This window comes from Labilibaculum antarcticum (genome assembly GCF_002356295.1).
GTDB lineage: Bacteria > Bacteroidota > Bacteroidia > Bacteroidales > Marinifilaceae > Labilibaculum > Labilibaculum antarcticum.
This window is the reverse complement of sequence record NZ_AP018042.1, coordinates 4564696-4589859: the sequence shown is the minus strand read 5'-3', so window position 1 is coordinate 4589859 and position 25164 is coordinate 4564696. Positions and strand designations below refer to the sequence as shown.

General features: G+C 35.0%; 17 protein-coding genes. 10 read left to right on the top strand and 7 right to left on the bottom strand.

The features are described 5' to 3' along the window. Positions 1-41: 41 nt before the first annotated feature. Positions 42-3125: a VPS10 domain-containing protein gene (locus ALGA_RS18265; protein WP_096431667.1), complete on the top strand. Its 3084-nt coding sequence runs from the start codon at positions 42-44 to the stop codon at positions 3123-3125. Positions 3126-3906: 781 nt separating this feature from the next. Here the strand turns inward: ALGA_RS18265 and ALGA_RS18260 are convergent. Beyond that, positions 3907-5130 (bottom strand): hypothetical protein, encoded by a 1224-nt coding sequence (locus ALGA_RS18260; protein WP_096431665.1) that lies wholly within the window; start codon positions 5128-5130, stop codon positions 3907-3909. Positions 5131-5202: 72 nt separating this feature from the next. Beyond that, the gene (locus ALGA_RS18255; RefSeq protein ID WP_096431663.1) at positions 5203-5940 is read right to left on the bottom strand and encodes a DUF6261 family protein; all 738 of its coding nucleotides are present in this window, start codon (positions 5938-5940) and stop codon (positions 5203-5205) included. Positions 5941-7050: 1110 nt separating this feature from the next. Here ALGA_RS18255 and tnpA point away from each other — a divergent pair. The 3 genes from tnpA (at position 7051) to ALGA_RS18235 (ending at position 10863) form a co-directional block, all read left to right on the top strand. Continuing rightward, entirely contained in the window at positions 7051-7503 is a 453-nt protein-coding gene (gene tnpA / locus ALGA_RS18245) for an IS200/IS605 family transposase (RefSeq protein WP_096431659.1), read from the top strand. Between the two features lie 656 nt (positions 7504-8159). Next, a complete protein-coding gene (locus tag ALGA_RS18240) occupies positions 8160-9683 on the top strand; it encodes a sensor histidine kinase (protein ID WP_096431657.1) in 1524 nt (507 codons plus the stop codon). Between the two features lie 547 nt (positions 9684-10230). Continuing rightward, positions 10231-10863: an HAD family hydrolase gene (locus ALGA_RS18235; RefSeq protein WP_096431655.1), complete on the top strand. Its 633-nt coding sequence runs from the start codon at positions 10231-10233 to the stop codon at positions 10861-10863. Positions 10864-11120: 257 nt separating this feature from the next. On the opposite strand, the gene ALGA_RS18230 is transcribed toward ALGA_RS18235, so the two are convergent. After that, the gene (locus ALGA_RS18230; protein ID WP_096431653.1) at positions 11121-12497 is read right to left on the bottom strand and encodes a thioredoxin-like domain-containing protein; all 1377 of its coding nucleotides are present in this window, start codon (positions 12495-12497) and stop codon (positions 11121-11123) included. A gap of 403 nt (positions 12498-12900) precedes the next feature. Between ALGA_RS18230 and ALGA_RS18220 the strand changes: the two genes are divergently transcribed. The 4 genes from ALGA_RS18220 to ALGA_RS18205 all read left to right on the top strand — a co-directional run bounded on the left by ALGA_RS18220 (position 12901) and on the right by ALGA_RS18205 (position 17151). Next, complete coding sequence (locus ALGA_RS18220; protein WP_096431651.1) at positions 12901-13467, top strand: RNA polymerase sigma factor; 567 nt, start codon at positions 12901-12903, stop codon at positions 13465-13467. A gap of 98 nt (positions 13468-13565) precedes the next feature. Further along, positions 13566-14111, top strand: a complete 546-nt coding sequence (locus ALGA_RS18215; protein ID WP_096431649.1) for a hypothetical protein — start codon at positions 13566-13568, stop codon at positions 14109-14111. A 53-nt stretch (positions 14112-14164) separates the two neighbouring features. Then, positions 14165-15226 (top strand): hypothetical protein, encoded by a 1062-nt coding sequence (locus tag ALGA_RS18210; protein ID WP_096431647.1) that lies wholly within the window; start codon positions 14165-14167, stop codon positions 15224-15226. Positions 15227-15378: 152 nt separating this feature from the next. After that, on the top strand, positions 15379-17151 hold the full coding sequence (locus tag ALGA_RS18205; RefSeq protein WP_096431645.1) for an aminopeptidase P family protein: 1773 nt from the start codon (positions 15379-15381) through the stop codon (positions 17149-17151). A gap of 33 nt (positions 17152-17184) precedes the next feature. Here the strand turns inward: ALGA_RS18205 and ALGA_RS18200 are convergent, their stop codons facing one another. From ALGA_RS18200 to ALGA_RS18185, 4 genes are all read right to left on the bottom strand, one after another. Next, complete coding sequence (locus ALGA_RS18200; RefSeq protein ID WP_096431643.1) at positions 17185-17595, bottom strand: secondary thiamine-phosphate synthase enzyme YjbQ; 411 nt, start codon at positions 17593-17595, stop codon at positions 17185-17187. A 153-nt stretch (positions 17596-17748) separates the two neighbouring features. Beyond that, entirely contained in the window at positions 17749-18189 is a 441-nt protein-coding gene (locus ALGA_RS18195) for a hypothetical protein (RefSeq protein WP_096431642.1), read from the bottom strand. 470 nt (positions 18190-18659) lie between these two features. Continuing rightward, the gene (locus tag ALGA_RS18190) at positions 18660-19085 is read right to left on the bottom strand and encodes an arsenate reductase/protein-tyrosine-phosphatase family protein (protein ID WP_096431640.1); all 426 of its coding nucleotides are present in this window, start codon (positions 19083-19085) and stop codon (positions 18660-18662) included. Between the two features lie 79 nt (positions 19086-19164). Then, positions 19165-20397: a dipeptidase gene (locus ALGA_RS18185; protein WP_096431638.1), complete on the bottom strand. Its 1233-nt coding sequence runs from the start codon at positions 20395-20397 to the stop codon at positions 19165-19167. Between the two features lie 183 nt (positions 20398-20580). On the opposite strand from ALGA_RS18185, the gene ALGA_RS18180 reads away from it, so the two are divergent. Next, a complete protein-coding gene (locus ALGA_RS18180) occupies positions 20581-22992 on the top strand; it encodes a TonB-dependent receptor (RefSeq protein ID WP_096431636.1) in 2412 nt (803 codons plus the stop codon). Positions 22993-23051: 59 nt separating this feature from the next. Further along, entirely contained in the window at positions 23052-25112 is a 2061-nt protein-coding gene (locus ALGA_RS18175; RefSeq protein ID WP_096431634.1) for a BatA domain-containing protein, read from the top strand. Positions 25113-25164 lie beyond the last annotated feature (52 nt).

Here is a 25164-nt window from a genome sequence, read left to right as displayed (position 1 = left end):
AGACTCCATAATTCAATATAGTATTCGAAAAAAATAAAATCATGAAAAAAAGACCAGCCAAAATTCTAATATGCTCCTTGTTAGTAAGCGTTTCGATACTAGTAAATGCTCAAACCAAAGATGCTGCGGATTTTTTCAATCAACTTTCAACAGAACGAGTAGCCTCAGACAATACCATTCTTTGGGAACAAGTTGCTCCTGGAAATGCGGGATTTGCAAACTTGGTGCGTTACCACCCTACTATACCCGGATTGGTAGTTTTATGTCCTGATATGTGGAACATTTATCAATCGAATAATAATGGTGCCGAGTGGTACAGCATGAAAGATCCGGATGGCAATGGTGATTTTTACCACATTCGCGATTTGTATTATTCACCCAGTGATGCAAATTTTGGCTTGGCCATTGAATCTTCAAGATTGTGGAAAACGGAGGATACAGGACAAAACTGGACCAATCTTACGAATTGTCCGTGGTATACGAAAGATGCTGATGGCTACGATAAAGATGGTTGGAGAAAAAAGGTGGCCTCTTTAGCTATCGATCCAAACAATAAGAATGTTTGGTTTGTGGGCGGAGGTTCAAATGTAAGAGGACAAGAATGGTTATCCTGCTATCAGGAGATTACGGCAGCTCAACCACACGGCACAAGTGCTGATAATGAGGGGAAATTATGGCGTACAAAAGATGCTGGCTCAAGCTGGACTCTTGTTAATGCAGGAATGGATACAAAAGCACAAGTTGGACGTATTATTGTGAACCCAAAGAATTCACAACAGGTGTTTGCTTCATCAAACTATGGTTTGTATCGATCGGATAATGGAGGAACCAGCTGGACTCAGATTTCTGCAGGAAAGTTGGACAACGATATTGTTATGGACATGGATTTCTATTACAATGCGACAACTGATCAATTTGTTCTCTACCTGATTGATCAGATTCAATATCATGCCAATGGAAACACTACTAAATGTACTGGAGGAATTTTTAAATCGACTGATAACGGAGACAACTGGACAAATATTACCGGAGATTTAGGATTAGATATCAACCAATTAACAGGAGGTACGCCAGCAAATTACTACAAGTACATTGCCAAGTGGTTCGGCATTACTGAAGCTGCAGCAAAATCGGCTTACCCTACTTTGCCAACGCATGCCCTTCAATGTTTTAATATGCTAAGTGTTGATCCGAGTCGCGAAAGCGCATTGTACATTGGATTTGCCGACCCGCAAATTGCAAACTCAATTGTACCGGGACGGGTTTGGACAACCAGCAACGACGGTCAAAAATGGATAAATACAGCTCGTTTGTATGGAGATATCTGGGCCAACGATAAGGCATATTGGGAATCGAGAGACAATCCATATCATGAAAACATGAAAGTTGGTCATGAATCTCCTCACATGCAATCTGGTAACGATTATGCCTTGCGTTCCACCCGGGGAATTGCCGTTGGTGTGGATGGAAGCGTGATGATGATTTCGGATCACAGCACCATGCTAAGTACCGATCATGGGGAAACATGGAATCAAATGGATGAAGATTACACCGCTGATGGAAATATCATTGGTCACGGAAACAGTAACCTTCCTGCATTAACAATAGGACAAGATAAACGCTACGAAACGGCCATACTTGGATCGGGAGAGCATCGTGTATGGATTCCAACCAATGACAGTCCGGATGATCGCCAAGCATTAAAATTTATTAAAAGTGCACAGGAAACAGTAATCTCCATGGCTTTTGATCCATACGATAATCAAACCATTTATTCGACTTCGAGTCGACAGGCAAATAAGCAAAATATTTTTAGAAGTAGCGACGGAGGATTAAATTGGGGAAATTATGGTGTGGCCACACCTGCGACTAATGCTTGGGGCGATGATTTCTATACCAACGCACTGACTATTGATCCCATTGATAATAAATATTTCTATTTCGGAATTACAAGCATTAAAAATGCCTCGAAAGAAAATCAAGGCGGCTTTTATTTTTCTGATAATCAAGGAAAAACCTTTTCACAACGGAACAATGGTTTGCCTTCTCCTTCCAGAATAAAAGATATTGAATTTGATCCTCGTGATGATACCAGAGCCTCTTTGTTTGTGGCTGCAGAGAAAAACGCATTTTCTCAAGAGACACCTGTTGCACAGGGTGGCCTTTATCACTCAAGCAACAGAGGTGAAAATTGGACGAAAGTAAACACTCCATCTTCTGTTGAAGGAGTTAACTATATTGTCATCGATCATACAAACCGAATGTATATAACAACCGGATACCGTGGTGCAGGTGATGGTGTTTGGTATACCGATGATTTTGGAACTACCTGGAATCAAGTGTTTAAATATGCTGGGGCAGAATGCATCGATATCTCTCCTTACGACCATAATTTATTGGTGGTTACCGTAGAATACTTATCTAAAAATCCGGGTGTATTTGTAAGCCGTGACAGAGGACTTAGCTGGGTAAAAAGTAATAAAACGATAGGATCACCAAACCATATTGAGGACATCAAATTCAACATTCAAAATCCGTCGGAATTGTGGCTGGCTACATTAGGATGCGGTTTTTACAAAGGGGAAATCGAAAATGGTAGTGCAGTACAAGCCGTAAGCGTTTCTCCCAAAGTTATTGAATACAACGCGGGAGATGACAAGCAAATTACCGCTGAAATTATCCAAAATCAATACGCTAACGAAACGATTGTTTGGAAATCGGATAACCCTGCAGTTGTTACAGTCGATCAATATGGATTAATTACACCCGTAAACAAAGGAAAAGCTACAATTTGGGCTACCATTTCCAATGATCGGTTTTCAGACAATTGCGTAGTAGTGGTTCATGAAAATACCCTTGTAGGTATTAAGGATATACTCGATCCAAAAAATCAGACGCCAACGAAAGAAAATGTATTTATAAATCCAAACATCGTAAGTGATTCATTTTCCATAAGCGGAGCGAATGAAAATAGTGATGTAAATATCTACTCCATGCACGGAAGCAAGGTGTTGGAAACAAAGAACACCCGGGAAATTAATATTTCGGATTTTAAAGCTGGCGTTTACATTGTTGAAATACTCTTTGAACAAGCCCGTATCACCAAAAAAATAGTAAAAATCTAAAGCAGAACATTTAATAAATAAGTCGTTTCAGTCAACTGATTTTAGAACTAGACCAATCATAAGAAAAACCACCAGAGCAATTTGGTGGTTTTTTTATATCTAGTGATTAAAGCATTCCTGCTGCATTACGATGCAAAATCGCAATCTTTCGAGGATGTAGATTTGACATTGAGTCCGGAGATCGGGACCCGTTTAGTGAAGAGAGCGTTAAGAACAAAAAGCTGTTTGAGCGTAGCGAGTTCTTTTGATTCACATTTAAATTTCATAAATAGGAGTTCATGATCTCACAAGTTCGGTAGTTTAGCAATCGAACTAATAACGGGTGATTGAGGACGTTGGCAATGATTTTTTGTTTCGTTTTTTATTCTAGAAAAAATGAAAAGCCCGTCCGGCTAAAGGACAAACAAAAAATAATGAGGTTCACTCTTTTTATTGAAAATTGGTAACATTCGAAACTATCCTAAAATCAAGCTTTGACTCACGAATTATCGGTACTATCCTAAGGTTCGAATTTCAACTTTTTAAGCTTCAAGGATAAGCCTTTTGCTATTCCGACGCAAACGCGAATTGCTTTCCAAATATTTTTTTTACCTGCGTCGGTAATTACTGCCACATTAATATCCCAGGGTGGCATTCGCTGTGCTCATTTACCCCGGGCTAAACTATTTGAGCCCTTCAGGCTCGAGAAAAAAATGATAACAAAGGGACAAATGTAAAATACTTCCCTTTTCGCTTGACTACAATTTATGACTTATTAGTAAGAAGACCCAAAATTATCTCCTTATGCAAATTCCATGCTCCTCTCCTGTTTCCCTTGAGCGATGTAATCGCGCAGTGCATCTAAATTAGCATCTTGCAAGGTATCCAAATCGAATTCCTTGTCTTTTAATTTAAAAAGATCACCTAAACCTGCTTCTTCGAACATCACGGTTAAGCGAGGATATTTCTCAGTATCTATATTCGTAAAGGTGCTTAAACAATCAATTTTCCAATAGCTGATGTCTTTCCAACCTAAACCGCTGATTTCTTTCAGCTTATCGCCTTCGGGTGTTGATGAATGAGTAATGAATAGGAAAGTTTTAAAAACCAGTAAATCGTCAATTACATCAGCAACCAAGTATCCAACTCTACAATTATGCAGCTCGTACGGAAAAAGAATATGATCTTTGTAGATAATAAATTTATCCATATCAAGCGTATTTTCCCACAATGTAAAATATATCGATGAAGAATCCAGCAGATCAAGTCGGTCAATTAATCGTTGTTTTGCATGTGATTGCATGTAAACAGCCAGCTCCTCTTTTTCTCCGCTGTAAGCTCCTTTCAGAAAACCTGATTTTACTTTTAACCAATCCATTCCTAAATTTAACTTGGGCAAGCCAATAGAAAATGCGGGGCGGTATACATTATTAATTTTAATGTGTTTTTTCCTTGCCGGATGAAGATACAATTGCACCGACATTTCCATTTCCGGATTATCAGGAACAATTGCAGCCATTCTAATATCAATACTATAATATTTAGTATCAATAGAACTCAAACTCATTGCCGCCTTACTAATTGAAAGAAAAAACTGAGGAGCAAAACTTTTAAAACCTATTATGTGGGGGCCAAATAATTCCTTTAAAGCCTGTTTTCGATTAGCAGTTGTCGACTTGCAATCCATTAGCCCCCCTAACAACCAAAATATCTGTAATTCGTAGGCCGAAAACCAGCTGCCACTTGATTGGAATGAACCCACTCTAATTTTTTTCTGAATACAATCGCCTAATTTTTGAAGTTCCTTTGAAGGTATTGGCTGACCTTTTGCCGCAACGGGTCTGGTAAGCACCACTTTATTGGTAAACATCGATCTCTTTTCTGATATAGATAAGCTGTTGTATTGCATTAACAAATCCAACTTATTAAAAAAGACTCGGCATGCCTTATCAAAAGCCGAGAATCCTCCTCTTTTATAAAAAATTCGGGCCTGATCAGTATTTTTGGGTTTTCTTCTTTTTGCCATTGGGGATTACATTTTAGTCTGCAAAAGAAAACCCCCATTTGTTGAGATGGGGGAATTCAAAAAATAAAACGATCAATTAGCAACTTCCTCAGCCTTCGAATTTTTTCGACGGGTAGTACGACCCAATGCTTTTGCATTAACCTGATCCACCACTTCATTTATGGCAGTTGCAATTACTAAATATTCAGGTTTGTCTGTAAGATCATTCATGGTAGACAAAAGTTTTTCCAGGCTAACTAAGGCTGTTCTAATATCTTTCGTCGCCTCAACGCTCTCCGATTTCTCTTTTCCCGTACCATCATTAAATTTATCAGCTTCTTTTTCCTCAAATACCGCTTGCGCTGATTTCAATTCATTGTACAATACATTGGCCGAAATTTTCTCCAAAGCCTCAGTATATACAACATCAGCATCTATGATATTGAAAAAATTAGTTGTGTTAACAGTTTGTTTCTGATACCCCAAATTATGAATATGCATCTCTGGCACAGATGCGATTACCAGTAATCTATCGGCAAACTCTCTCGATTCAGAATTTAATCTGCGCGAACAGGAAATCAGGTAATGATAAAATGACATCCACGCATCATCCCTATCCAAATCCAATTTTGCCAACACCTCGGTTACAGCCTTCGATTTTACCATTTGTGCACTACCAAGTAGCTTATCATTTGCTGCTTTTAGTTTCGCTTTAACTTTCCCCAATTGTAATTCGGGTTCTTCGTACCGATTTAAAATATCCAACACATAAGTTGCTAAAAATTGGTAATCTGATAAAATCAACAAATAGAATTTCGTTTTGTTAAACATCTTTATAAATTTTAATTATTTGCATTATGCTAACATCAATTTAACAAATAAATAGCTATTATACAATTACAAATGCATTACGTTTCTAAATCGAAGCACAATATTTCAACAAAAAAAGCCTGTATACATAATAAACAATGAGGAATTACAGAGGATAAAAAAAAATCTTTTAAAAAAAAAACCAAATTTACCAATCCTCATTCCCCAACATGCATCTGTTTACTAGTATTTTTTAAAAAAAGCATGAAAACCAAATCATTTTAAATGCATTTAAAAAAAAGGAGCCCATTATAATTTCGCTCAACACCCTTTGCTATAGAAATATGATTAAAACGAATTGGGTAAAGGACATTTTAAAAAAAATGTATCCATCTTAAAATCCCGATGATCGAATTTTAAAAAAAATGCACTCAAAACGAAGCTAAACAAGAGTTATTTTGGAAGGAGACAATCAACAAAGCCAGTAAAAACAGCCCATTGCAAAAAACAGGTAATAAACATAGCATTAAACCAAACACTATTCCCCTTCTATTTTTACCGTATTTCCACTTTACACCCACAACATGCCACGGCTCTACTATTTAGAACAAATACCACAACACTTATTCTGTTTTGTTAATTGAATATAGATTGCTACATTAGGCAATTGTTAATCACCGCAGGCTCGTTGCGTGCAACTTCCCTAACGTACAACAACAGCAACTTACAAACACCTATTCGATGAATGAAAATCCATTTGGAAGAACTAAAAAAAAATCAATTTTACAGAAAGCCTTTGCAGGCAAATTGACAAATTCCGAAGGTATGATATATAGTTTGGATAGGATTTATATACCGCCCTTTCAGGGCTATTCCTTTTTCGATGGTCGCCTATTCGATGGATTAAAATCCATCTCTATTATATTTTGTCCTTTCAGGACATAACAACAACTTACAAATACCTATTCTGTGAATGAAAATGCATTTAGTAGAACTACTAAAAAAAATACATAAAGCCTTTGCAGGCGAATTGACAAATTCCGAAGGAATGATATATAATAACGATGGGATTTATCCCATCGGGGAAGTAAGACCAATAAACAAGCCCTGAAAGGGCGAAATAAAATAATCATGGGACAATCATTAGTACAAAACTACCTTCACATCGTATTCAGCACAAAACATCGTGAGGCGCTCATACATTCCCCACACGAAGAAAAGCTGCACGCCTATCTTGGTAAAACATGTAATGAGCTTAGTTGTCCCATATTAATAGTAGGAGGTCATGTCGATCATATTCACCTACTTTGTATGTTATCAAAAAACAGTAGTTTGGTAGAACTTATCAAACGCATCAAAACATCATCGTCGAGATGGATGAAAATGCAGAGCTCTGAATTGGCGCATTTTTACTGGCAAGATGGTTATGGTGCCTTCTCGGTAAACCCAACTGAGGTGGATGTCATTCGAGACTATATACAGAACCAGCATCAGCATCACAAGAAGCATAGTTTTCAAGATGAATACCGTGCTTTTCTTAAAAAATACAAGGTCGATTATGACGAGAGATACATCTGGGATTAATATTTCGCCCTTTCAGGGCTATTCCTTTTTCGATGGTCGCCTATTCGATGGATTAAAATCCATCGCTATTATATTTTGTCCTTTCAGGACATAACAACAACTTACAAACACGCACAGATAAGTGATATAAGATGCATCGCATTTTAGCCACTTGTTAGCACTAATACTAATTAAATGACAAGAAACACTATAGAATTGAAAACATAATAATACAACTAAGCCTTCGCATGGCAAAAACGGCCCAATAGGTAAGGTAGTTTGATGGTTTCGGTCATCGAATTTCTAGTTTATGGGGAATGAACTAATTTGAGGAACTTTTAGCAAAGGGAATGCTAGGAAATAAAGTTCCTAAAATGGATTGATTTTGAAAATATTGTAAAGCTGCGGAGTAATCTACAGCTTTTTTTATCTATTCATATCACAAGATTTTACTAATGAGCACAGTTATCGCACTAGCCTTGAATTAATGGTGCTGTTAGAGTTAAAAGGGCCCCAGATTTAAGAACCTCAATTCTATTTTCAAATAAAAGCATTTTCATTTTTCATGTATGCTTAAAACCGCTATATTTAAACACTAAACGAATAGCCTTATGAGTTTTTAGACAAACTGCCGTCCCAAGCAATTTTAAAAAATTAATGATATATCACATCAAAAAATGGAAAATCAAGATTTTGAGAATACTGACAATAGAAAGCTTAAAGTTTTGAGTAAACTAAATTTAGCATCCATCTTTGAGAATACAACAGATAGTGTATGGGCAATAAATTCGGCATATGAAATTCTATATGCTAACAGTGTTTTTGTTTCTGCTTTTCATGAGGGGTTCGGAATTTATCTTAAGACAGGAATAAACCTTCTTTTGTCACTTCCTAAACCTTTTAGAGAAGTCTGGAAATTACGATATGACAGAGCCCTGAGTAATGAATCGTTTTCATTTATCGACAATATTAATACTGAGAATACTTCACTATACATTGAAGTATTTATGAATCCGATAGTTGTTGACGAAGAAATAATTGGAGCATTGTTTTTCGGAAAAGACATCACTAAACGCAAGCAAACTGAAAAGGCATTGATCGATTCACAGTTGCTACTAAAGTCCAGTTTAGAAAGCCAAAGTAACACAATACTTTTCTCTATCGATAAAGATTATCACTATCTGTACTTCAATTCGGCTCATGCTAAAGTAATGAAACATGCCTATGGAAAGGAAATCGAAGTTGGAATGAATATTCTGGATTGCATAAGCTCTGATGAAGATAGGGCAATAGCCAAAGACAATTACGACCGAGCGTTGAGGGGCGAAACTCATTCAAATGTTAGGATGTATGGGACCGAAAATCTTGCTTATTACGAAAGTTTTTTTAATCCGATTAAAAATGATAGGAATAAGATTATTGGAGCAACAGGCTTAGCAAGAGATATAAGTGAAAGGAAAAGATCTGAATTAGCGTTAATTGAAAGTGAAAGAAAATTAAAAGAATTAAATGCAACTAAAGACAAGTTTTTTTCAATTATAGCACACGATTTACGAAGCCCTTTTAACAACATTATAGGATTTTCCGAATTGTTAATTGAAAAAGTAAATGATACATCATTTACTGAATCTGAAAAGTATTTAAACGTTATAAATTCGTCGGCTAACAACACGCTTACTCTGCTGGATAACTTATTAAACTGGGCAAAATCTCAAACTGGAAAAATTAGTTTCAAGCCAGAAAAAATAGTTTTTTCAAATATCATTCTGGAAGTTTTAAAACTTGAAAAAACAATAGCAAATGCTAAAAACATCTCTTTAAATTATTTCACTGCAGATGAAATTGAAGTTTATGCAGATGAAGATATGCTGAAAATAATTTTAAGGAATCTTATTTCCAATGCAATTAAATTCACAAAACCTGGAGGAGAAATACGTGTCTTTGCAATTTTAACAAAAGATTGGGTTGAGATAACCATTTCGGATAATGGTGTTGGTATGAATGAAGAAAAACGTAAAGAGCTTTTTAAGATATCTTCAAATTCAAGCACAATTGGCACAGCAAAAGAAAAAGGTTCTGGTTTAGGTTTAATCCTTTGCAAAGAATTCGTTAAAAAACATGGTGGAAATATTTGGACTGAGAGTGAATTAGGCAAAGGTAGTGATTTCAAATTCACACTACCTTTTAATAAATCCGAATGAAGAATGACAAAACTGCTTATAACGAACTAAACGTTCGTGTGGCAGGAACTGCCCAATAGGTACGATGGGTTGATGGTTCCGATGACAAAATTGCTATTTTATGAGTAATAATTTAATTTGGGTAACTTTCAGCAAAGGGAATGCTAGGAAATGAAGTTCCTAAAATGGATTTGTTTTGAAAATATTATAAAGCTGTGGAGTAATCTGTAGCTTTTTTTTGTTTTCATCTCAAAAGATTTCACTAGTGAGCATAGCCATCGCACTAGCCTTACATTAAAGGTGTTTTCAGAGGCAAAAGTGACCCAAGAAAGAACCTCAATTCTATTTCCAAATAAAAGCATTTTCAATTTTCAGGCATGCTTAAAACCGCTATATTTAAAGACTAAACGAGTAGCCTGATGAGTTTTTAGAGAAACTGCCCTTAGTGGCAAGCAAGGTGAAAATACAAAATAGCATATGAAACGTCCATGTATAAAGCTTTCTACACACAGGGAGGTGATTATATGGTAAGTTCCATATGACAAATAAAAAACGAATAAAAAAACACATGAAATTAAAAGCAATAATCTTTGATTTAGACAACACGATTTATTCAGTATATTCTATTGGTGATAAATTATTTGAACCATTATTTAATCTATTTCAGAATGACCCTGACTTACATGATAAAATTGAAAGTATAAAAAAAGATATTATGAGAAAACCATTTCAAAAGGTTGCTTCAGAATATCAACTTTCCGAAACATTGATTAAAAAAGGATTTGAAATACTTAAGGAATTGACCGCTGATATGGGAATGACCCCATTTGAAGATTATATTTCCACAAAACAATTAGATTGTGATAAATTTTTGGTGACAGTCGGATTTACAAAAATGCAAGAAGGGAAAGTCAAAAATTTGGGAATAAAAGAAGATTTCAATGAAATTTACATCATAGACCCACAAAAGGACAATAGAACAAAAAAGGAAGTTTTTGCTGAAATTATGGAAAGACATCAGTATCAACCCAATGAGTTGATAGTAGTAGGTGATGACCCAAATTCAGAAATACAAGCAGCTAAAGAATTAGGAATAAAAGCAATTTTGTACGATAAGTTAATATTTAACAGTCACCGAACTGATTTAATAAGGATAACAGATTATCAACAGTTGATAAAATTCATTGAGGATTATGAATGAATGCCAGCCACTACCCCACAATATACCCAATGCGGTTTACGAGCGAATTTGAACCTAATTTGTATTAATAAAGCGTCCGCACTGTGCATATTGTCAACCTTATGGACAAGCAAAATAAACGATATAAAGCAATAATAAAATGAGTGAAATACCAAAGAAAATGCGCGGAGTCTATTTAAATAGGCAGAGCATGACGAGCTGATATTTCAAACAGATTTTTTGGAATTAAATGGATGTAAAACCGCCACCACACTCTCCTACTTAAAAAACTCCATCAATTCTTTTTCCAATTGGAAGAAGGTTTGAGGAACAGCAACTGTTTTCAGACTTGGATCAATCAGAAACATACTTGGAGTCACGTAAATATTAAATTGTTCAGCCGTTACGCCATTTAAACCATCGGTATCGCACGCATTTACCCAAGGGTAATAGTTTTGAGAAACCATTTGTTGCCAATAATTCAAATTATTATCAAGTGATACTGCTACAACCTCCAAACCTAATTCATGATATTCCGGATACAAATCGTTAATACGCTCCAGCATCTCTCTACTATGAATACAACTCCCCGACCAAATTATCAGTAGAGTTAAATCACTATTAACATCTGATAATGATTGAATTTTACCATCTAAAGAATTGTTTAGCGGCACATCAGGAACCACCCACCCGGTATTGTTCAGATATGAATTCTGCATTCTGTTTTGTATCACCTTATTGCCCATAACGTATTCACAGGTATTCATCACTTTGTAGGCATCCACTGTTACATGGTAAATTTCAGGATGATCTTTTTCAGAATAACGATTCATTAAATAATTCGCCAGATATTTTTGAGAAGTAGGCTCCAATTCGGTTAGCCAAAACAATTTATTAATTACTTCTTTTATCTTTTCATAGCTTTCTGCTTTTATCAGATCATCAATGTGTTGTGCTTTTAAAAACTTTCCAATTTTTTCATAATAAATTGGCGTTGCTTGCAATACTGAATCTGAAAAAGTGAAGTAATCAAAAAAATGCTTCTGAAGATAATCATCGTAATCCTTTCCTTTTAGTTTAAAATCAGGCATTAATTCTTGTTGAGCCAATGCCATGCGTGCCGGCCATTCGTCGATATGAGATCGCCACAAATCTTTTACTAAAACTTTCTTCTCTTTTTGCACATTTTTAAACTGGGAGCGCAACTCTTTATATGATGAATCTCTTTTATTTAAAGCATTCAGTTTTTCTCTTAAATCCTCAATATTTCGATTCAACGCTTCAAATACTGAAAGGTAATAATGGAACTTATTATTTTTATCATTATCAGGAAAACGAAGCACTCCCCCTTCTGGTTTCCCTTCTAAGGAGAAGTGAAAATCAGGAGTGGAAATCATAAAATCAATTTTTTCATTCTCACCCAAAAGTCTGTAGAAACCATAATTACCTTCCCACGAAAAAGACAGGATTCCATTTTCACTTACATCCGTTTTGTCAATAACGAACGTCCCTCCTTCATCGCCTTGCAAAAGTAAAAACTCTTCGTTCTTACAATTGGGCATTTCAACAGTTAATTTCAGTTGCATTTGTCCAAACACGCTTTGTGTGATCAGCAAAAATACAAATGCAAGAATTTTATTGTTTGCAAATATCATGTTCCTAATTTATATGATATAAATTATCAAAGTGAGCTATAAAGGTACGTAATTCTTATAATGGATAGGCAAAGGCTGATCTTTAATTAACAAATTGGAATCAAAAAAAAACAGGATCAAAATGAAGTTTTCCAGTTTTCATTTTTCCGTAAATTTAATATTCTTAAGAAAAAAATCCCTTGGCTCAGCTGGCAGAGCCCAACACTTTTAATCTTGGGGATTATGGATTTGAATTCCAGAGGGATCACTTACAAACCACCAAATGACTTCGGTGGTTTTCTCATTTTATATAATGATTAATTAGCCTCTCCTTTTTAAACATTTTACCTATATTTAATGGTATAATTTCAATATGCATGCAACGCATGCTTTCCGCATTCGTCATTAGAATAGAAATTGATTAATGAGCTCATCGTACAAGAACATTCACCAGGACCTAATTGAGCTTTGTGGAAAAAATGACCCCAAAGCCCAGTTCAAAATCTATAAGTTATACTACAAAGCAATGTATAACACATCTTTACGAATTGTAAAAGATGCAAGAGAAGCAGAAGATATTATGCAAGAAGCATTTTTATCTGCCTTCAGAAACATTAAAAAATACAAAGGTGAGGTTAGTTTTGGTGCCTGGCTAAAAAGAATAGTTGTAAACCGTTCTTTGGATAGTTTAAAAAAGAAAAAATTGGAATTATTTCCTCTCGACAATGAGCTGTATAAATTATCGGAAGAAGAGGAAAACCAAAGCGTTACATATTCTGAAGAACAAATTAATAGTATAAAAAAAGGAATAGACCTGCTACCAACAGGCTACCGAATTATTTTGAGTCTGTATTTGATTGAAGGGTATGATCATGAAGAAATAGGAAGCATTCTTAACATTACTGCCTCCACTTCCCGATCACAATTCTTACGAGCGAAGAAAAAACTAATTCAGATAATTTCGGAAAAAGAAAACCAAAAATTGCTATGAACCATTCTCTTTCATTTATCAACTTGATAAGCTAAAAGATCAGTTGGCGTAACGAATAAAGAAGATGAAAAGAAGGTTACATACTAACATTTGTAAGTATGAAAGAATTAGAAGAAATTTTAAGAAATCACAAAGATCAATTTGATGATAATGAACCTCAGGATGGTCATTTCGAAAATTTTCTTGAGAAGTTAAATCATCAGAAGAAAAAAAATGTGTTTGAAAGTATCCCAAACTTTTTAAAAGTGGCTGTAATAGTTACTTTTGTAATCTTTTCGGGACTGATTGGATACCAGATTCGCAATTTAGAGGATAATCAGTTAGGCTTGGGAGGAATATCTCCTGAATACAGAGAGGTTGAATTATTCTACACTGCTAATATAAACAGTCAGCTTGGCATGTTGAAAAAACTTGGGAGTTTTAATAAAGAACAGCATCAAAGTATCCTGCAAGAAGAATTAAAAGATATGGATGAACGATATTCACAGCTAAAAAAAGAGCTTGAACTACATCCGGATGATGACAGAATTATTCAAGCAATGATTGAATATTATCAGGTTAAGACAAGTATTTTAAATCGTATAATTGAACAATTGTATCAGATAAAAAAACAAACCAAAAACAATCTTAATACAGCAGTGTAGGTTAAGACAATATAATAAAAACTAAAAAAATCATACCCGTAAATAAAAAGACTATGAAGACATTAAAATTTAAATTTTCCGCTTTCTTATTTGTTGTACTTCTCGGTTTCACAACAAATGCCTTAGCATTAGATGACTTCGAGAAACAAATTAAAGAAGTATTCCCTGCCTCGCAAGGCACTGAATTTAGTATCAATAATAAATACGGCGATGTAAACATTAAGAATTGGGATCGTGATTCTGTATCTATTAACGTTACTATAACATTAGAAACATCCAGCGAAGAAAAAGCCAAATCGCTCTTCAAGAGTATCGACATAAGGCTCTACAAAATGGGGAATGAAATTACAGCCTTAACTGAAATGTCGCATCAATTCAAAACAGGTAACAAATTCAGTATTGATTACGAGATATTTATGCCTGATTATACCCAACTGGATCTTACTAATAAATTTGGGAATATTTACATTAATGCGCTACGTGCTAAAGCCAATATTAATTTGAGCTACGGAAACCTTCAAGGCGAAAGCTTTCTTTACCCTGAAGATAAACCTGTTAGCACCATTAACCTTAGCTATGCCAAAGCAACGATAAACGAATGTAACCGTACCAAATTAACTCTTAAGTATTCGAAAATGAATATTGGCACAAGCAAGGCCTTAGTTGTGGTGAGCCGTTACTCAAAATTACATCTTGACAACAATAATACCCTTATTGCTGACAGTAAATACGATGCTTTTGATATTGTAAACACCAACACTTTTATAGTTACGATGGGGCAATATTCCGACTTTAAAATTGAAAATGTAAATAAAAATTTGGAATTAAATCTTCGTTACGGAAATTGCAAGGTCGACAATGTCTCAAAAGAATTTGAAACCATTAAAATTGATAATCAATATGTTGCCAGTAGAATAGCGATAGAAGAAGGTGCTAACTATTCATTGGATGCAGAAACAAAATATTGTGGCATCAGCTATCCCGAAAATGCTCAGGTAATTGAGAAAATAGTGAACAATGCCGAAACTTCCCTGAAAGTGGTTGTTGGAACGTCAACGACTCCAAAAGGAAAAGTTACAATTAACAGTCAGTACGGCAATGTAAGTCTTAAATAAGTAATTGACTAAACAATATATCATCCCTCTTTGTCATGCAAAGGGGGAATTTTTTAATTAAAAAAGGCTAATTCAAGAAAATATGTCTCATTTTCGACCATTACAATTCATAATGTTGTATTTTTAGCCTGCAAACAATAAGAAACTTAAAAATGACTTTTGCTAACAGAGTAAACGCCTTGCGTTCTTTATTACATGAAAAAAATATTCATGCCTACATTATAACCAGTTCAGATCCTCACATGAGCGAATACGTTCCCGACAGATGGAGCACACGTCAATGGTTATCTGGATTTACCGGCTCGGCAGGAACACTTGTCGTAACCCAGGAAAAAGCGGGTTTGTGGACCGATTCCAGATATTTTCTTCAAGCGGAAACCCAATTAGCTGGTAGTGGAATTAAACTCTTCAGAATGGGAACTGCAGGAACTCCTACTCAAAACGAATGGTTATCCGATGAGCTACCTATAAAACCAAATGTTGGATTTGACGGAACCTGTTTCTCTGTTGCGCAAACCAGAGAGTTAAAACACAAATTAGGCGATTTAGGAATTAATATCGAGGAAGAATTCGACCTTGTTAATGAAATTTGGGAAAATCGGCCAGAACTCCCTACCAAGCCAATTTATGATCATGAAGTTTGCTATTCAGGTCAGACCCGATATAGTAAATTGCTGAATATCCGCAAACAAATGGAAGAATTTGAATGCAACTTCCATTTTGTAGGTAGTTTAGATGATGTAGCCTGGATATTCAATATCAGAGGTAATGATGTCGATTACAATCCCCTTGCCTTGGCCTATGCCATAATAGGAGTCGAATCGGCGACCCTTTACCTTAATGAAGGTCAAATTTCTAATGAATTGATTCAAAAGTTAGCCGAGGACGAGATTTATATTGCTGATTATACCCGAGTGTTTAACGATTTGAGTGAAATAGCAGGATCCTCGAATGTTCTTTTAGATTCAAACAGAACTAACTTAAATATTTTCAACTCGATAAGTGCCAATATTATTGAACGAGAAAACCCTTCACAACTGCTGAAAAGTCTAAAAAATGAAGTGGAAATAGAAGGAATGAAAAACGCCATGAAGAAGGATGGTGTAGCTCTAACTCACTTCTACTATTGGCTCGAAGAAAATATTGATAAAACAAAGATTACCGAATTTACGGTAATGGATAAACTCAAGGAATTCAGATCTCTTCAAAAAGATTTTAAAGGCGAAAGCTTTGGAACAATTGCTGGTTACAAAGATCATGGAGCTCATCCTCATTACTCTACAACACCTGAATCGAATGTTGAAATTAAAAGGGAAAGTTTACTTCTAATTGATTCCGGAGCACAATACCTTGATGGAACGACTGATATTACCAGAACCATTCCCTTGGGCGAATTAAATGAAGAAGAGAAAACTGATTTCACTCTGGTTTTAAAAGGAATGATTCAATTAGCACTCGCTAAGTTCCCCAGAGGAACTCGTGGATGCAATTTAGATATCCTGGCTCGTCAGGCATTGTGGAAAAGTGGGAAGGATTACGGTCACGGAACAGGGCATGGTGTTGGGTGTTTTATGAATGTTCATGAAGGTCCTCAAAGTATCCGACAAGAAATTAAAGATCAGGCCTTACTACCCGGTATGATAACTTCCGATGAACCGGGATTTTACCGTGAAGGATTTTACGGAATTCGTCATGAAAATCTTATTCTTTGTTGCCCGGAGAAAACAACTCAATTTGGAGAATTCCTAAATTTTGAAACAATCACCTTGTGTCATTTCGAAACGAAAGGTATTATAACTAAGCTTCTAACTCCCGAAGAAAGAGAATGGTTAAATAATTATCATGAGAAAGTTTACGAGATAATATCTCCCGAACTGGATGACAAACACAAAAACTGGTTAAAAGAAAAAACCAAAACGATATAAAGCAAAAACGCCTCAGCAATGAGGCGTTTTTCATTACGAATATATTGTAACTACAAGCTTTCTTCGGCCTCCTCTATTTCTAAACTCGCAAAGATAAATTCCTTGCCAAGTACCTAAATTTAATCGGTGATTAGTAATTGGAATTGTAAGTTCAGGCCCCATTAAGGATGATTTTACATGAGCAGGCATATCGTCAGCCCCTTCAAGAACATGAGTGTAATACGGTTTGTTTTCAGGCACAATATTATTCATGATAGATTCAAAATCGTCGCGAACAGACGAATCAGCATTTTCATTAATAGTTATGGCTGCCGAAGTATGTTTCATGAATAAATTCAGAATTCCTACTTTAGGCAAATCAGGTAAAAGCTTTGCAATCTCCGAATCGATGAGATGATAACCTCTGCCATAAGCAGGCAAAGTAATTTCTAATTGTTGGATCATAGAATCAAAATAATAAGTACTTCAATGCAAGATAATATATTCAATGAGAAGCTCAAAGAAATGCAAATTCCCATAACTGAATTTTACAACAAGAATTAAGTTATAAACATCAAATTATGGGAATAGCCTTACGATTTTATAAAAATAAAACAACTAATGACGAATGCGAACATTCACCTTAATTGACTTCTTATCAAACTCCTTTTTAACACAGGCAATCATCTGTTTTTTAGTTAAATGATCTTCCGATTCAACTTTACGAATTCGATCTTTAAGCATAGCTTCCTTGCTTATGTGCTTTGCAAGATGAACCTTAGTCTCAGCTGGACCAAATAGATAAATCTCTTCTGCGTCCTTTAAACGACCAGTAATATTTTCAAAATAATGCTTTAATTGATGACGTCTTTTATGTGTAATTTTTGTTGCGGGATTAATAAACTGATTCCCCATTCGCGAATAAGCTTTTGTCTCTCCTTCGAAACGCATTCTGGTTTCAATCTCAGATTCAATCTTATCAACCTTTGTTCCACTATCCTCAATACTAATAATGTAGGCTTTTTCGGTATCTAACCAAACTCCAATGTTTTTTTTCATTTTCGCCTCTTTTTAATGAATAGAATTTAAATTAACTTGAAATGGTTTGTAATTGGCAGGTTTTAGAGAAGTGCAATCATTATTCCATTGAAAGCACATATTCGCACAATTTCATAAAGATGGATTTTCATCTGCTGATAGTAATAAATAACGTATGTTTTACTTATTTGATCTAAACTAAAATTACGAAATTTCCAGCCCCTTGTCAAGTTTAATAACTGAATACCAACACTATTAATACAATAAAAAAAGCACTATTTACAAGATTATTGCTGATGAAAAATTTGATGAGAACAGCAAACATCAAAATTAAAAATTAGACGAAAAAGAAACGAAACATACTAATATGGAGCTTATGCGAAAACAAAAAACGGGATTCATTTCTGAATCCCGTCCTATATTTAAATCAAGATTAAGCTTCTTATGTCTCAAAACGACACGATGACAGCTTATCAATATAATTAATAATTTCAGCTAACAATCTGAAAATGTTCCTGAACAAAGCTAAAACAAATGTCATCAACGGCATTGCAAACAGCATTATAAGCCTGTAATCTAATGTTTTCCTCTCCCTCCACATCGGCTGGATCAGGAAGTTCATACAACAGAATTTCAGGATTTCCATCCAAAACAGGAACACGACTCTCCATTTTTTGATCGAAACACAAAACGAAATCAAAAGTATTCTGCTCAAGCTCCGAAACTGCTTTCGATTTGTATTCCGGTATATCCATTATACATTCAGCCATTGCTTTTTGCGCCAATACGTGAATTGATCCTTTCTCAAGGCCTGCACTCCAAACCTCAATGTGTCTTTTACCATAATACTTCAACCATTTTTCAGCCATTTGAGAGCGGGCCTCATTCTTATCACTCAACACCAATACTTTCTTCACAATTCAATCTTTTAAAAATTAGACGCAGCAAATGTATAAAATTGCCAACAAAGAGAATAAGTTACAAAACAGTTAGAGTCTAATTCAATGCCATTTTTTGATTCTTGGCATACTCTTCTACTTCCGTAAAAACGCGCATAAAGTTTCCACCCCAAATTTTAGCAATTTCTTCTTCCGAATATTTCCTCTTCAATAATTCTTTAGTAATATTCATCATTTGACTGGCATCAACACAATCCTTTAGACCGCCTCCGCCATCAAAATCAGTACCAATTCCTATGTGATCAATTCCAATTAATTTCACGATATGATCGATGTGGTCAACTGCATCTGCCACGGTAGGTTTGTCTTTTGGATAATCAATTTGCATCTGACGCCATTCGTCCCACAATTTATCTTCCTCCTCTTTCGACATCTTACTCGCATTCCGATAACGAGCGTGTAAGTCAAGCTCTTTTTGATAACCTACAGTAGTCGTATCTGGCGCTTTAACGTAATCGTCTAAAATGCACATTTGTATAACGCCGCCATTTTCAGCCAATGCCACCAACATTTCATCTGTTAAATTTCGAGGATTATCGCATACTGCTCTGGCACATGAATGTGAAGCAATCACAGGTGTTTCAGACAATTTCAGGACATCAAAAAATGAGCTGTCCGAAATATGTGATACATCAATTAAAATTCCCAAATCATTCATTTTAGGAACTACTTCTTCGCCAAATGAGCTCAAACCATTGAACTCAGCTCCATCTTTATCTGTAGATGAATCACAAATATCGTTATTTGATGTATGACACAAAGTGATGTAGCGAACTCCCTTATTAAAATATCTTTCTACCTCCAAAATATCCTTCCCAATTGGAAATCCATTCTCAAGGCCAATAAAAATTGCCCTTTTCCCTTCTTTTTCCAATCGATATCCATCTTCGACAGACAAAGCGACTTCGGCCAAATCATTATTTTTTTGACAGGCAGCATAAATAGAATCTATTAATTCATCTGCCTTACTACGTGCAACAAGTATATTTTCAGAAGTTCTTTCTCTTTGCGAAGTAAATGCGGCAAAAAAGATTCCATCTAATCCTCCCTCTTTCATTCTGGGAAAATCAACACGACTACCTCCTTCAACAAACGGATGAGCAACAGCAATATCGAAATCTTTATCTAATAAATGATAAGGAGTATCCACATGAGTGTCAATAGTAAATGCATGATTGTGAATTTTAGCTGCTTTTTGATCCAGGCTTTCACAAGACGATAAAACGGTTATTAGGGTAACTACCAGTCCTGCCAAATAAACTTTTTTCATATTTATCTAATTTTGGGTTATTGAATGCGTAAAGATAGGCTCCCGAAGGCAAAAAAAGTAAAATATTGATTTATTTATATTTTATGGAAACTATTCCTTTATTTAGAATTGCTTTGTATCTTGGTATTTTAGTAATTTTCAATAAAGTTTTCGATCCTAAAACTTAACAGACTGTTTACCATTATGGTTCAATCAACATATCGATTTATTCTTTTGTTTATCTTCTTGCTTCCACTACAATTAAAAGCACAACAGAACTCCATACTCAAAGGAAAAATTACTGATATCAGGCAAAACCCTATTTCAGGAGCGAACATTCAAATTGAAAGTTTTTCTCACTATGCCACGAGTGACACCAATGGAAATTACACGATAAAAGTTCCTTCAGATCAAACATTCATCCTAAAAATATCGCACATAAGCTATCAAAATATTGTTGCTAATTTCAAATTAAGATCAGGAGAAATAAAAGTTTACAATCCCATCTTAAAAATAAAACAAGAACAACTGCAAGAAGTTATTGTAGAATCGAATCAAAGCATTAAAGATAAAAACATAACCATTAACACGGAGCAATTAGAGCAGTTGCCTGTTTCTGGAAATGGAGCCGTCGAACAAATAATTAAAACCCTTCCCGGTGTTAGTTCCAATAATGAATTAAGCTCACAATACTCAGTTCGTGGCGGAAATTTTGATGAAAATTTAGTTTACATCAACGAAATTGAAATTTACCGTCCTAATTTGGTTCGGTCTGGTCAACAGGAAGGATTAAGCATCATTAATCCTGATTTAGTCTCATCCATTCAATTTTCTTCTGGCGGATTCGATGCGAAATATGGTGATAAACTCTCTTCGGTATTGGATGTAAAGTACAAAAACCCAGACAAATTCGAAGCTTCCGCTGAGGCGAGTTTACTGGGTAGCTCTTTTCACTTTGCCAACAGCAGTAAAAACAACAAACTCAGCTATATGGCTGGATTTCGATACAAAACAAATGAATATCTGCTCAACTCATTGGATACCAAGGGTGAATACAAGCCTAATTACACAGATGTTCAGGCCATGATCAATTATCGTTTTTCATCATCATTTAGCATGCATTTGTGGGGAAGTTTCAGTGAAAACAATTACAATTTTAAACCTGAAACCAGAAATACTTCTTTTGGTACAATAAACAATGCCCTTCAACTTAAAATTTATTTTGATGGCAAAGAAAAGGACAAATACGAAACAAATATTCAAGCATTTACATTAAAATTTCATCCAAACAGCAAGGCTTTGTACCGTTTAATTGCCAGCAGATACGAAACAACGGAGAAAGAAACTTTCGATATCATGGGTCAATATTATCTAAGCGATTTATTTGTTTCACAAGGAGGAAGTTCATCGGAAAGTATTGAGAACTTGGGTGTAGGAACATTTATTGATCATGCCCGGAATAAACTTAGCAAAAAGGTTACTACAATAGATATAAAGGGAGATCACAACATCGACAATTTATTTCTTCAATGGGGAATTGGCGGAAAACACGAAGAGGTAGATGATCAAATAAATGAATGGCAATATCAGGATTCAGCGGGCTATGCAATTCCTGTTTCCAATAGCAAAGTGGCCCTTGCCTACTCAAGAAATGCAAACAATAAAATTAACAGCAATCACATCACATCTTTTGCTCAGGGAACCTATGTACTTCAGAATGACAATGGCGAATTTCAATTTACCGGCGGTTTACGACATCATTTCTGGGATTATAATGATGAGAGTTTCTTCTCTCCCCGCGCATCTGTCAATTACATTCCAAACTGGGAAAAGAAGGTTAAATTTCGCTTTTCGACCGGTTACTATCAGCAAACACCATCGTTTCGTGAAATGTTAACTATTAATGGACAAATAAGTAATCATCTAAACCTGCAAAAATCCATTCACTATGTTTTGGGTCAGGAATATTACTTTGAAGCATGGAATCGACCGTTCAAATTTTCGAGTGAATTGTACTACAAAAATCTCAAATCACTCACTCCATATGACATTGAAAATGTTCGAATTCGATACTATGGAGATAAAAAATCAAAAGGTTACGCAACAGGCTTAGATTTAAGAATTAATGGAGAATTTGTTCCGGGAACCGAATCGTGGGCAAGCTTATCGATAATGAAAACCGGAGAAGATATTATTGGCGATGAACTAGGTTATTTACCAAGGCCAACGGACGAACGAGTAAATTTCTCGATGTTTTTTCAGGATTATTTGCCAAACAATCCATCTTACAAAATGCATTTAAGCCTATTTTATGGAGGAAAATTACCAGTATGGACTCCCAAAAAAGGGAAAAATGACAAAAGCTTTCGAATGCCTAATTACAGAAGAATAGATTTGGGCTTTTCAAAAATATTGCTCGATGAAAACTCAAAGAGTAAAAATGGATTATTGAAACATTTTAAATCGATGTGGATCAGTCTTGAGGTATTCAATGTGTTGGATATAAATAATACGATATCCTATTTATGGATTAATGATGTGTCGGGGAATCAATATGCAATTCCAAATTACCTAACGTCAAGAAAATTAAACGTAAAGCTTGCTGCTAAATTTTAACAGAAGGCTTATTATAGAATAGTCTTTTAGCTATTTTGAATAACGAACAAAACTTACATATGCTTCAATTTTTGCATCCTCAGGTACTTTGGGCTCTCTTAGCTCTGCTACTTCCTATCATTATACATCTTTTTAATTTTAAGAGATATCAAAAAATATATTTCAGTAATTTAAAGTTTCTTAAAAATCTGAACATTGAAAATAAGCGACGATCAAAAGTGAAAAAATGGCTGTTGCTACTACTTAGACTTCTGGCATTAGCATGCATTATCATAGCCTTCTCACAACCATACATCTCCAACGAAAATGGCAATAATAAGCATCTACAACAATCAGGATGCTTTACTATCTATATCGACAACTCATTTAGCATGAATGCCGAAACGGAAAGTGGTAATGCCTTAGAGGTTGCAAAAAACAAAGCCATTGAGTTAATCAACAGCTACCCAAGCTATTCTAAAATTAGAATTTACAGCAATAATTTCTATTCCTTTTCGTCGAATTTAAACAAGCAACAGGCCATTGCAAGAGTAATGGATATAAATCCTTCACCAATTCCTGTTAGGCTTTCGGAACAAATTAAAAAAATACAAATTAATAATGCCGGTGATGATTGTCGACTGTATGTATTCTCCGATTTTCAAAAGGGACAAAGCGATATTGAAAATATTAAAATTGACAGTACAAATTCAGTCACATTTCTACCCCTTTCTGTTCAACGATCAAACAATTTATTCATTGATTCCTGCTGGTTTGAGAAGCCTTATCATCAGCTTAATCAAAGTCAGGAGCTCTTTGTTAGAGTGGTAAATACTTCGAATCAAAACTATCAGAAAAATCCCATTAAATTAAGCATAAACGACAGTACAAAATCGATTTCCAGTTTTGATATTGACAAAAATTCAGAGAAAATTGTAAGCCTAAAATACCTGAATCACAAATCAGGAATTTACCAGGGAATGGTTGAAATTAACGACTTTCCCATCACATATGACAACCAATTTTATTTTTCGTACAATATTAACAGTCAAATTCAAATCTTATCTGTAAATCAGGATAAACCCAATAAATATTTGAATAAATTATTTTCAGGAACGGAAACATTTGCTTTTAGAAATAGTAGTAAATCCGGAGTTTTTAATGAAAATTTAGAAAACTATCAACTGATTATCTTAAATGAGATTCAGGAAATGGAGAGTGGTTTCAATCAATCAATTAAAAATTATTTATCAAATGGAGGACATGTACTATTCATTCCAAGCGATAAGAATGATACTACTGTAAATTTATTTCTTGAAGAAATATCGGTTCCCCAATTAACACAGATCGATTCAAGCAAGCAAAGATTAGCAAAAATCGAGTTGAATTCGGAACTCTACCAAAATGTTTTCGAAGAAATTAAGAAAGATGCACGACTCCCGGATATTTACAAACATTACAAATTAGGACGCTCTACAAATATTCTATCAGAAAACATTTGGAAGACGCAAGCCGGAGATGATCTGTTAACCAAATTAAAATTTGGAAACGGTCAATTCTTTCTTCTTACCATACAGCTTAATCCTGAGTGGACCAATCTAATTACTCACCCTCTTTTCGTACCCACATTTATTAATTTAACCCGTGACAGTAATAACGCACAAAGCTTATACTACACCCTAGGTAATCAGGAACCTGTTAGAACAGCATCATTCAATCAAAACTCATCCAGCGAAGAGTTTCACATCATTAACAAGAAGAATCAGACAGATATCATCCCTGACCAGGAAAATAACTTTGATAAAGGCTTACTTCTCTACCCTCGTGATCAAATTGATCAGGCCGAGAATTATTTAATAACAAAAAGTGATTTAATAGTTAATTCCTGCTCTTTTAATTATTCAAGAATAGAATCAGATCCTGAATATTTCACTTTAGATGAACTTAATAATCTGATAAAGATACAAAAATTGCCTATCTCGATTAATTCTCCTGTAAAAATGAAACTATCTCAGCTTTATAACGAACAAAGTAATGGAAAGCAGTATTGGAAGTTATTTGTTATACTCTGTCTGATCTTTTTTGTATCAGAAACATTGTTACATCGAATTAAAATAAAAAAGGATGTTATACAATCATAACTCACAAAATTGAATACACACAAATCGTCATAAAATCAAACGCATAAGCCTA